The 11,126-nt window shown below is 52.6% G+C and carries 12 protein-coding genes and 1 pseudogene; all 13 read right to left on the reverse strand.

The features are described from left to right. Positions 1 to 101, reverse strand: a pseudogene (locus tag ENI00_RS15405) (DUF1348 family protein); the annotation flags it as partial. Positions 102 to 298: 197 nt separating this feature from the next. Further along, positions 299 to 772, reverse strand: a complete 474-nt coding sequence (locus tag ENI00_RS15410; RefSeq protein ID WP_304104314.1) for a nuclear transport factor 2 family protein — start codon at positions 770 to 772, stop codon at positions 299 to 301. Then, a complete protein-coding gene (locus tag ENI00_RS15415; protein ID WP_304104316.1) occupies positions 769 to 1,572 on the reverse strand; it encodes an ABC transporter permease in 804 nt (267 codons plus the stop codon). Before ENI00_RS15415 ends, ENI00_RS15410 begins: the two co-directional genes overlap by 4 nt. A 12-nt stretch (positions 1,573 to 1,584) precedes the next feature. Next, entirely contained in the window at positions 1,585 to 2,454 is an 870-nt protein-coding gene (locus ENI00_RS15420) for an ABC transporter permease (protein ID WP_304104318.1), read from the reverse strand. A 36-nt stretch (positions 2,455 to 2,490) separates the two neighbouring features. Beyond that, positions 2,491 to 3,642, reverse strand: coding sequence for an ABC transporter substrate-binding protein (locus tag ENI00_RS15425; protein ID WP_304104319.1), 1,152 nt, complete (start codon positions 3,640 to 3,642; stop codon positions 2,491 to 2,493). Positions 3,643 to 3,654: 12 nt separating this feature from the next. Next, on the reverse strand, positions 3,655 to 4,710 hold the full coding sequence (locus ENI00_RS15430) for an ABC transporter ATP-binding protein (RefSeq protein WP_304104321.1): 1,056 nt from the start codon (positions 4,708 to 4,710) through the stop codon (positions 3,655 to 3,657). Positions 4,711 to 4,730: 20 nt separating this feature from the next. Next, positions 4,731 to 6,179: a gamma-aminobutyraldehyde dehydrogenase gene (locus tag ENI00_RS15435; protein ID WP_414674270.1), complete on the reverse strand. Its 1,449-nt coding sequence runs from the start codon at positions 6,177 to 6,179 to the stop codon at positions 4,731 to 4,733. A 189-nt stretch (positions 6,180 to 6,368) separates the two neighbouring features. Then, positions 6,369 to 7,265: a LysR family transcriptional regulator gene (locus ENI00_RS15440; RefSeq protein ID WP_304104324.1), complete on the reverse strand. Its 897-nt coding sequence runs from the start codon at positions 7,263 to 7,265 to the stop codon at positions 6,369 to 6,371. A 42-nt stretch (positions 7,266 to 7,307) separates the two neighbouring features. After that, positions 7,308 to 7,523, reverse strand: coding sequence for a TIGR02450 family Trp-rich protein (locus ENI00_RS15445; RefSeq protein WP_304104326.1), 216 nt, complete (start codon positions 7,521 to 7,523; stop codon positions 7,308 to 7,310). 41 nt (positions 7,524 to 7,564) lie between these two features. Then, positions 7,565 to 7,930, reverse strand: coding sequence for a MerC family mercury resistance protein (locus tag ENI00_RS15450; RefSeq protein ID WP_304104328.1), 366 nt, complete (start codon positions 7,928 to 7,930; stop codon positions 7,565 to 7,567). A gap of 269 nt (positions 7,931 to 8,199) precedes the next feature. Further along, positions 8,200 to 8,856, reverse strand: a complete 657-nt coding sequence (locus ENI00_RS15455; protein WP_304104330.1) for a DJ-1/PfpI family protein — start codon at positions 8,854 to 8,856, stop codon at positions 8,200 to 8,202. 400 nt (positions 8,857 to 9,256) lie between these two features. Beyond that, a complete protein-coding gene (locus ENI00_RS15460; protein ID WP_304104332.1) occupies positions 9,257 to 9,913 on the reverse strand; it encodes a PEP-CTERM sorting domain-containing protein in 657 nt (218 codons plus the stop codon). Between the two features lie 225 nt (positions 9,914 to 10,138). Further along, positions 10,139 to 11,126: IS66 family transposase (tnpC, locus tag ENI00_RS15465; protein ID WP_304104334.1), on the reverse strand; the 988-nt coding region annotated here is incomplete at its 5' end.

An 11,126-nucleotide genomic window follows, 5' to 3' on the forward strand; every position in this document is an offset into this window, starting at 1 on the left:
CCCTCTGCGTTGTGATATTCATAAACGAAACGCACAGCAATGCGATTGTCGCTATGGGCCCATATATCCTTAATCAACCGGTATTCCAGTTCCCGCGCCCATGGCAACGAATCCTATGCGGTTGACGATGGCCGTATTATCGCTGATTTTGAGACTTATTCAGAGTCTCCCTAGCAGCGTTGCGACTTGAGCCCCACTAACAGTACGGTACTGACATAGAATGCCCAAGTTTCAATCGTCATATTGAGTACCTCTTCGCGCTCAAACCACGAAGGCGTGTTTGCGTGATCGCGAGCAACTAAAGGCCAAGTTCTGTCAGGCCAGGGTGGTCGTCAGGGCGGCGACCCTGTGGCCAGAGAAATTTGCGCTGGCTTTCATCAATGGACACATCGTTAATGCTGGCGTGCCTTTGCTCCATCAAACCGTTGTCATCGAACTGCCAGTTTTCGTTGCCATGGGCGCGAAACCACTGACCCTCTGCGTTGTGATATTCATAAACGAAACGCACAGCAATGCGATTGTCGCTATGGGCCCATATCTCCTTAATCAACCGGTATTCCAGTTCCCGCGCCCATTTCTGCGTTAAAAACTCGATGATTTTTGGTCGACCATTAAAGAAGGCGTCACGATTGCGCCATTGGCTATCGGCGCTGTATGCAAGGGCGATTTTTTCAGGATTTCTGCCGTTCCAGGCGTCTTCCGCCATACGCACTTTCTGTTTGGCTTCATCCAGCGTGAAGGGTGGTAGCGGTTTGCGAATTTCAGTGCTCATGGGTGTTCCTTTTGTTTAGTGCCTGCTTGGGTCATCAACCAGTAACAAAGCAGTAGCAGAGCCAGCATAACGATGACGACCGCAGAGACGACAACGTTGACCACCGGCAGATTTTGGCCCAACCGCAGTGCGCCGAAGATCCATAGCGGCAGGGTGTTTTGCGCCCCGGCAGTAAAATTAGTCACGATAACTTCGTTGAATGACAGCGCGAATGCAAGCAGAGCCCCCGACAGCAATGCCGTAGACATCAATGGCAGCGTAATACGGTAAAACGTGCGAAACGGGCCTGCGCCAAGATCCATGGATGCTTCGCGCAGCGATCCGGGCAATCGCCGCATGCGCGCAATGACATTGTTGTAGACGATCACAATACAGAATGTCACGTGACCAATAACAATCGTCCAGTAGGACAAGCTGATATCGAAAAATTCAAAATACGAACCCAGTGCAATACCCGTGATGACTCCGGGCAGCGCGATGGGCAACACCACGATGAACGAGACCGTCTCACGGCCGAAAAAGCGATAGCGATCCACCACAAATGCGGCGGTAGTGCCCAGTAAAACGGAGATGACCGTCGCAAGCAACGCGATCTTCAAAGAGAGGCCCAGGGCCGCGAATATCTCCTCATTATGCCAGGCGGCAACCACCCACTTGAGGGAGAAGCCATGTATAGGAAAGCTTTGAATGTTGGACTCATTGAAGGCATAAACAATGATGACCACCAATGGCGCAAGCAGAAAAAACATGACTCCCAACGTCCACAGGCGCAGTGCCCAGTGTGTAATTTTGCTGCCCATAGTGAGCTCCGGTTACATCATGTCGAATGCGCCCAGACGGCGCGCAAAAAACAGATAAACAGCCATTACGACGACGGGAACAATCCCCAGCGCTGCTGCAAAGGGCAGATTGTTGGCTGCACCGACGTTCGCGAATATGACATTACCAAGTAGATCGGAGCCGGGCCCGCCAAGCAGGCTCGGCACGATATAGCCGCCCAGCGTCAGCGAAAAGCAGAAAATGGAGCCTGCTATAACGCCTGGTACTGCCAACGGCATAATAACCTTGCGGAAGGTGCGCCAGCTTCGGCCACCCAAGTCGCCGGAAGCTTCCAGATAAGACTCGGGAATTCGCTCCAGGGCCGCATAGGTGGGCGCCACCACAAACGGCAACCACATATAGGAAAATACGATCCATACGGCCCAGTTCGAATAACTGATACTCAGCGGCGAAAGACCGACGGAGGTTATCAGACCGTTCAGTATGCCTTGATCAGCCAGAATGATGCGCCAGGCATACATGGGGCCTACAAACATCGACCAAAGCGGTAGCAGCATCAGCAAGAACAGCAGTATGCGTATGCGCGCTGAAGCCATACGGGCGCAGTAGTAGGCGACAGGAAAGGCCAGCACCACATCCGTTATCGTTACTGCGGCGGCCATAACAATCGTGCGCAGAATGATGTCGCGATAGGTGTGGCTGGAGAAAATATAAACGAAGTTGTCCAGCGACCAGTCACGCTCGATCACCCCGGTGAAGGAGTTCACCGTCCAAAATGCGGTAATAAGCAACACCACCAGGGCTGGCAGGTAGATAAAAACAAACCAGCCCATGGGCGGCGTCAGCAACAGTGAGCCACTAATACCACGGTGTCGCCAAAGACGAGCTGCCAAGTGGCTCACGATAGGCCTCCTTTTAGTTGATTGACGCCCAACAGATCAACCCTTGATCCGCTGCCACGCGTGCAGCCATTCGGTATAGGTGGTGCACTCTTGGCCCTCACCGCTTTCGCACTGCTTGCGCGGAGTCTTCCAGAAGTAAATGCTCTCGAAGTAAGATGCCGGCGCATTCAGATGCCATTTGGTGCAAGACCCTTCCTGGAGCTCATCCATTGCATCACAGGCCTTGGTGTTGGCCGGTGTTTCACCGAAATACAGTGCCTGCATCGCTTGCACCTTGGGTGTGGATGCGTAATTCATGTACTGATACGCACAGTTGGGATGCGGGGCCTCGGATGACAACATCCAGCTGTCTGCCCAGCCGGTAACGCCTTCCTTGGGAATGGTGCTTTCGACGGGTACGCCATCTTCTTGCAACGCATTTGTCTGATACGGCCATGACGAACCGACAACAACGCCATCATTCTTGAACAGCGAAATTTCAGTGGATGCCAGGCCCCAATATTTCTTGATTAGGCCTCTTTGTTTCTTCAGCAATTTTACGACAGCGCTGAGCTGGTCTTGCGTCAGTTCGTAGGGATCTTTGATACCCAGCTCCGGGCTGTGGGACATCAGATACAGTGCGGCGTCGGCAATGTGAATCGGGTTGTCCGGTACGGTAATACGACCGGCGTATTTGTCACTGTAGATAACGTCCCAACTGGTAGGCGCAGTGTCAAACGCTTCGGTGTTGTAGAGCAACACATTGGGACCCCATTCGTAGGACAACCCGTAATGAACGTCGTTGACGGTGTTGAACGGAGGTGACTTGAGCTGTGGAATGAAGTCGTCCCAGGCCGGAATGAGGTTCATGTTCAGTGGCTGCACGTTGCCGCCGTATATCAGCCGCAGCGACGCATCGCCCGACGCTGAAACCAGATCGTAAACACTGCCACCGCCCGTGCGCATAAGCGCGACCATTTCGTCCGATGAACCGGCGTATTTCACGTTAACCTGGCAACTGGTTTTTTCCTCAAAGGGTTTCACCCATTCCGGTTGTGCATAACCTTCCCACACGACCAGATTGACTTCCCCCTCGCCCTGGCCGATTTCCTGCAGAGGTGCCTTTTGTGAAGGTGCGCTGACTGCCAACGCTGTGCCCGCAGACAGAACCGCACCCATGGTCATTGAAATTACTTTATTTTTGTTCATTATTTTTCCCCATTACCTGTTGGTATCTGGAATTTCGTACACACTGTCGCGGCTCCAGGCAACACGTACACGAGAGCCACGCATGATTGCGCTTGCGTTGGAAAAACCGGTGACATTCTGTTCCAGAGCAAGCAGTTCTGTTCCGCACTCCAAGCGGACGAGATAGCGTATGGATGGTCCGAGAAATACCTTTTGCTGCACCGTTGCCGCCTGCTCGTGCCAGCTATCGGCAGGACGCGCCTCAGTACCGACCAGCAACCGGATTTTTTCGGGGCGAATCATAACGCGCTTGCCATCGAGATCGATCAGGTTGGATGTGCCCAGAAAATTCGCAACGAACTCGCTGGCAGGACGTTCGTACAACTCAACCGCCTCGCCCATCTGTTCGATGCGACCCTTATTAAACACCGCAATTCGATCACTCATGACCAACGCTTCTTCTTGATCATGGGTCACGTAAATAAAAGTGGTATCAATCTCCTGCTGAATTCGCTTGAGCTCAACCTGCATGTGCTGTCGCAGTTTAAGATCCAGAGCACCGAGTGGCTCGTCAAGCAGCAGAACACGGGGTTGATTGACCACGGCGCGTGCCAGCGCGATGCGTTGCTGTTGGCCGCCGGATAGTTGACCGGGCAAGTGGCCGGCATGATCCTCCAGATGCACCATGCGCAGAGCATCATCAACGCGTTGGTTAATGTCTTTGCGAGGCAACCGCTTGGCTTCAAGCCCGTAGGCCAGATTTTTGGCCACCGACATGTGCGGGAATAGGGCGTAGTCCTGAAATACCGTGTTGATGTCGCGATTGAACGGCGGCACGTCTGTTATATCAACACCGTCCAACTCAACGTGGCCGCCGCTGGGCCGTTCAAATCCTGCGATCATGCGCAACGTCGTCGTTTTGCCGGAACCCGAAGGGCCAAGCAACGTGAAAAATTCACCGCGACGAATATCGAGATCCAGTGACTCGACAGCAACCATATCGCCATAAAGCTTGCGCACAGCCTGAAGACGCACGATGACGCTGTCTTCCGGTGAACTGTTATCCGATACGGCATTGGTGGCGTTCATTGTCCGAGCCTCTTGCCACACTAGTGTTTGATCATGACGTGTCGGACGGCGGTGTAGTCTTCCAGTGAATACATCGACATGTCCTTTCCATAACCTGACTGTTTGAGCCCGCCGTGGGGCATTTCGTTGCACAGCATGAAATGGCAGTTAACCCAGGTGCAGCCGTAACGCATGCGTGCCGATGTTGCCATTGCGCGGCCGATGTCTGAGGTCCAGATGGAGGATGCAAGGCCATAGTTGGAATCATTGGCCCACGCCACGGCCTGATCAGGGTCATCGAAGCGCGTCACTGAAACCACCGGGCCGAATACCTCACGGCGCACAATCTCGTCTTCCTGCAAGGCCCCAGCAACGACCGTGGGTTGATAGAAGAAGCCATTGCCGCTTCCAACTTGCCCACCGGTCGTCACCTCGGTGTGTTTCAACTGGGCGGCCCGTTCAACAAAGCTGGCGACACGATCGCGTTGTCGTTCAGAAATCATCGGAGGAATTTCGTTGGCGCTATCCTCAGCCTTACCGTAGGAAATGCTGGCGACCGCGCTACTGAGATCCGCAACCAGATTGTCGTAAATTTTCGGCCCGGCATAAATACGACAAGCAGCCGTGCAATCCTGCCCGGCATTGAAGTAGCCAAAGGTGCGCAACCCCTCAACCACAGAGTTTAAGTCAGCGTCATCAAACACAATGACGGGGGCTTTGCCGCCTAATTCGAGATGGGTTCGCTTTATGCTTCTGGATGCGGCGGTGAGGATCTTCTTGCCGGTGGCCACATCACCGGTCAACGACACCATGTCGACCTGCTCGTGGTTGACCAATCGCTCGCCTACGGATTCGCCGCGCCCGGTCACGATATTGAGCACCCCCGGTGGCAATACATCGCCGGCCAGTTTGGCGAGCAACAGCGCGGTCAAGGGGGTTTGTTCAGAGGGTTTGAGCACCACGGTATTGCCGGCGGCCAATGCGGGTGCGAACTTCCAGGCGGCCATCATGATCGGGTAGTTCCAGGGTACGATCGAGCCGATGACGCCGACTGCGTCGCGCCGAACCATGGAGGTATAACCAGCCATGTATTCGCCCGCTGCGCTTGCCGACATGCAGCGCGCTGCGCCAGCAAAAAACCGAATGACATCAACCGTTGCAGGTAAGTCCTCCGCCGCCACGATGTGCGCCGGCTTGCCGCAGTTCAGGGCTTCCAAACGCACGAATTCCGCTGCATGGCGCTCAATAACATCAGCCAACTGCAGCAATATTGATGAGCGGTCTCCAGGCGTACGCTGAGACCAGCCCTTGAACGCTGATCGTGCAGCTGCGACGGCCGCGTCGACTTGTTCAGAAGACGCCTCGGGGACTTCACCTATCGTGCCGCCAGTGAAAGGATTGACGATTGTCTCGGACTTGCCTTGGCCCTCGACGATTTCACCATTGATCAACAGTGAGGTGGGAATATTCGGTCGGTCGCCCTGCTGCATATTAGCCTCCTTTAATTGACTGCGAATTGACCGTTGTCACCTTTGTCAATCCGTAATTTCAGTAATGCCAGAGCAGAACCTGTATCGCAATAACAAAAAAAGGATACCTAATATCGGGAAAATCGAATTTACATAATTATCATCATTTTACACTTGCAAAAAATATTCGCATTTGTATCAAACCAACGCCTAGAGAGATTTCTCCAGTGCCATGTCGACAAACGCAGACGTCGCCGCATTGGGCGAGCTACCACGCCGGGTGACTACGCCAACTGACATCCGTGGCAATGGGTCTGCCAACTCAACGGCACTGATACGATCACCGTCTAGCGACCAGGGGCGATAGATCAGATCCGGCAGCACGGATACGCCGGCCCCTGTTGCTACCAGACTACGCACGGCTTCTACTGAGGTTGTGCGATAGGCTATGTCTGGAGGCGGCTGGGTATTGCGCCAGAGCGCCTCCGTTGCTGTTCGGATTTCGTCGTTGCTCAGCAGCACATAACGCTCACCGGCCAACTGCGCCCTGGATACCTGTTCTTTCTCGGTCAAGCGGTGACCAAATGGCAGCCATACCCGAAAAGAGTGGCTTTTGATGACATCGGTATTGAACGCTGACGGCTCCTGCAGCGCAGACAAAAAGAGCAGGGCCACGTCGAGTTCACCGCCGAGTAGAAAGTGTTCGAGATATTCGGGGTTGTCTTCATAAACAGAGACAGCGGTTCCGGGAAACGCGCGTCGATAGCGGGCCAGAAGCTCGGCCAGGGCGTAACCTGCCACAAGGGACGTGACACCCACGTTGAGCGCGCCCGTTATAGGCTGTCGGTCGGCCGTAAACGCGGAACGCGCATCACTGACCTCGGCCAGAATACGCTGGGCGTGACGCAGAAACTTGTGACCGGAGTGGGTGAGAGCCATGCCGCGTGCGTGGCGTTGAACCAACGTCATGCCGAGGTCCAATTCCAGATTTTTAATAGCCTCAGTGACGGTCGACTGTGAAGAAAAGAGCTCGCGTGCAGCGCCGGAAATCGACCCAAGTTCCGCTACGGCTACGAAGTAGCGTAGCTGTTGGAAAGAAAAGCTCATCGACCGACACCTCTTATTTACCCGAACAAAGACAACTCAACTCTATTTCCAACCTTGAAGCCAGGTGTCACTGTTTTTTAATTCCGTCCAGTTTATGGGCTCCGAACGATTGGATATAACGGCCTCTATCAGGCAGTGAACTACATTATCTTCTTCGTCGAATTTCAACTCGGTTACGAGGAAGTGCTTTTCTTTATTGACTGGATTGATCGCAGTCCATTTACTATGCAGTAGTTTATTAAGATTAATTTTATTCAAGGATACCTCCCTATAAATAAATTATTAAAACCGATTATGTGTCACGATTCGCGGCGAATAACGTACCAATTCCATCCAGCGGCAACGGTTAACGCTAACAGGGCAGCTGATTCAATCAATTTGCTGTACGAAATATACATTGTAAGTATGATCAAAAACGCTCCAACGCCTGCCAGCAAAAATGGCCCGATCTTACGATGCCGCACAAAACCCTTGTATATGAAAACTGAGGTCAAAATAGCAAAAAGGCTTATCAAAACTGCTTGAACATTAGGGTTTACACCAAATGTGATACCAAATATGGCTAATATGGCAGTTGCGAATATCAGGCCATTGCATGCGATAAAAGCCAAGAGTGCTGAAACACCTGCGTAGACTGCGGACGTGTTTTTGCCTTCGCTAGCCATAATTTCTCAACCTATAATGAAAGACGATTTTTGGATTGTACAAAAATCACGGTGCTTGCGACATAACGCAAAGTCTTCTGCAATCAGAGCCAGCCATTCCTGAGCTTTTGGCTTGAGGGCGACGGGTCGGAGCAACTGGTTGTTCGCGGGTTCACTGAGACGTGGTCAACGTGGGGCAGCGGTCATGACGTTGGAGAGAGATGCAGCTGATCCGGCTCAATGTTACTTTTTTGCTTTTGGTTCAAATTTTTCGATCTCTGACCAAGGTATTATGCGGTTGAGCTGAATGGTTTCAAAAACTTCTTTGCGTTACGCTCTCCACTCATCAGCGATAGCAACACCAGAGCTCCCTGATAGGAAGGCACGCCACCGTTACTGCTGATTCGATTGCGATCCACGACGACGTTTTGATCGACAACTACATCGATTTTTGGAAACTTCCGTTGTAACTCCGCTTCGCCACCAGCCCAGGTTGTCGCTCTATAGCCGTCCAGGAGGCCAGCGTTCGCGTAAAGGAACGCACCGGAGCAGTTGCTGGCAAGCCACTCTACTTTTTCAGCCTGATCCCTCATGAACTTGGTGAGATCGTCGTTCTCAAACAGCCAGTCCATATCGTAAGAGCTGTTAACAATTAGAATGTCAAGATCCAGCTCGTCGTAAATGTTGGCATCTACTTGAAGCGTCAATCCCTCTTCTGTTTTCACGGTTTTATTTGGCTTTACGTTGATCAGAATGACCTCATAGTCGGAGAACCACGCCTTACGCGAGGCCACACCAAACACTTCGGTTGGTGCGACTACATCACTGGTCAGCACGCCATCATACGCCAGAATACCAATGGTTTTGTCAGCGGCAGAAACTGAGATGCTAAAGCCGATTGCAACAATAAATGTCAATAAAAGCTGAGTGGTTTTTTTCAAGAGCATTTGAATGGACCTCTTTATCTTTAGAAATTTCGCTCACAATAACACTTACGCCACTTTTAAGGCTCGCCTCGCCTGCACCCGACTATCGGGGTAGCCACTTACCACTGGCCAACGCTGGAGTGTTGAGGTCGACCAAGATAAACCGAAATGGTTCAATCAGGCTGAGCGAAGTGTAAGCGTCCGCCCATCACACCTTGCCAATGATTTCCGGCGTCCAGTTGTGCGGTAGTAACTCATCAAAGCGAACAACTGACAGAGAGGGGGCGGTCGCCCTTTCGCAGTTGCGCTTCACTTCGTTCGCTGTGGCCAGCTCACAGGAGGACTTGCGCCTCCAGGAGTGCGCCCATGCCGGGCACACAAAAAAGCCCGCCTTGTGGACGGGCTTCGTAGTGGATTCGTTTCAAGTCCGTTGTTTGCGACGACTTATTCCAAGTCCTAGCATACCCAGAGCTAACAAGGCGAAAGTGCCAGGTTCCGGGACGTTAACTGGTGGAGTTCCGCCGCCAATCAGCTTTGACGAGCCTCCCTGAAATTCACCTCCCCCAATGCTTTGCACGCGCATGCCTACTCTCTGGTTAGAGAACTGGTTCGCGTCCAGCCCGGTAATCGTCAAATCAAAACTAAGCGTCTGGTAAAAGTCCGGCCCACCGTTACTGCCAGTCATAACTGCAAAGTCCCAAGCAGTTTCGTCGGTCCCGTTCAGGTTCACATTTCCACCGAGAGACGAACTAACAGTGTCCTCACCGAAATCTGACCCCGTAATTATACTGGCCGGGTTCTGGTTGCTGAACGTTGCTCCCCCTGAAAGCGCACCAAAGTCGGCAAAATCAAACCACAGTCCCAGAATGTCACCCTTGGTGAGATCGATGTTGACCGGGTTTGAGATGTTCGCAGCAATTGTGACCACATTGGTGCCGCTGTCCGTAAATGTCACCTCGCCAAAAAATCCACCACCGTTAGTTGCATCCTCCAAAGACGTGGTGATGACCGCGCCATTAGCAAAGGATGTGACAGCGACGATGGACGCAACTGAAATGAATCTTCCAAAAAAGTTCATAGATTTTTTGCTCCTTGAAACTCGGATTACCCGAATCAGATTAAGGCAATAATCAAACCACAAGTTTTTTATTTATATGTTTCAATTTTTTATAAAGCTTGTGGTTTTAGCGAATGTAAAAAAAACTGACATAAATGCCGAGTCGCTCTGGCTGAAGCCAGTTTTTCCATATCAAGATACCGTTCAATCCATGAACATCGTCCTCGAACGGTAAGCGGCCGGCAATCACACCTTGCTAATGCTCACCGGCTTCCAGTTGTGCGGTAGCAGTTCATCAATGGCGTTGTTTTTCTGCGCCGGCAGTTTCGTCAGAACACCTTTCAGATAAGCGTACGGATCGTGCCCATTGAGCTTTGCGGACTGGATTAACGTCATCACTGCGGCAGCGCGTTGGCCGCTCCTCAGTGAACCCGCGAACAACCAGTTACTCCGACCCAATGCCCACGGGCATATCTGGCTTTCCATCCAGTTATTGTCGATGGGCACTGCGCCATCATCCAGATAACGCGTCAGCGCTGCCCAGCGTTTGAGGCTGTAATCCAGGGCTCTGGCCGTGCCGGAGCCGTCTGGCACTTTCTGTCGATGCACTAGCATCCATTGATGCAGGGCATCGGCAATGGGCCGTGCTTTTTCATTTCTGATTTTTTGTCGCTTATCCGGCGGCAGATCTTTAGTTTCCCGCTCGACTTGGTAAAGCTGGCCGATGGTTTCCAGAGCCTGTGCCACTATTTGACTCTGGTTAGCCTGATGCAGGTCGTAGAACTTGCGACGAGCATGAGCCAGGCACCCGATTTCGGTGATGCCCTTGCCGAAGCCCGCTTTATAGCCGGAGTAGTCATCGCACACCAGCTTGCCTTGCCAGCCTTCTAGGAAGGTTCGAGCGTGCTCACCCGCCCGGGTTGGAGCGAAGTCGTAAACAACAGCCTTCAGATCCGAGAACGGTGTGGTGCAATAGGCCCAGACGTAGGCCCTGTGGGTTTTCTTCTTGCCCGGAGCTAACATACTGACCGGTGTTTCGTCGGCGTGCAGAACGGCGTGTTCCAGCAGCGCGCTTCTAAGAGCGTTCACCAGCGGTTGCAAGTGAACACCGCAAGCGCCTACCCACTCCGCCAGAGTGGAGCGTGGGATGGCGAGACCAGCACGACCGAAGATGCGTTCTTGACGGTATAGCGGTAGATGATCCGAGTACTTGGCCACCAGCACCTGAGCCAGC

The sequence above is a fragment of the Marinobacter antarcticus genome (assembly GCF_011049865.1).
In the GTDB taxonomy this organism is placed as follows: domain Bacteria; phylum Pseudomonadota; class Gammaproteobacteria; order Pseudomonadales; family Oleiphilaceae; genus Marinobacter; species Marinobacter antarcticus_A.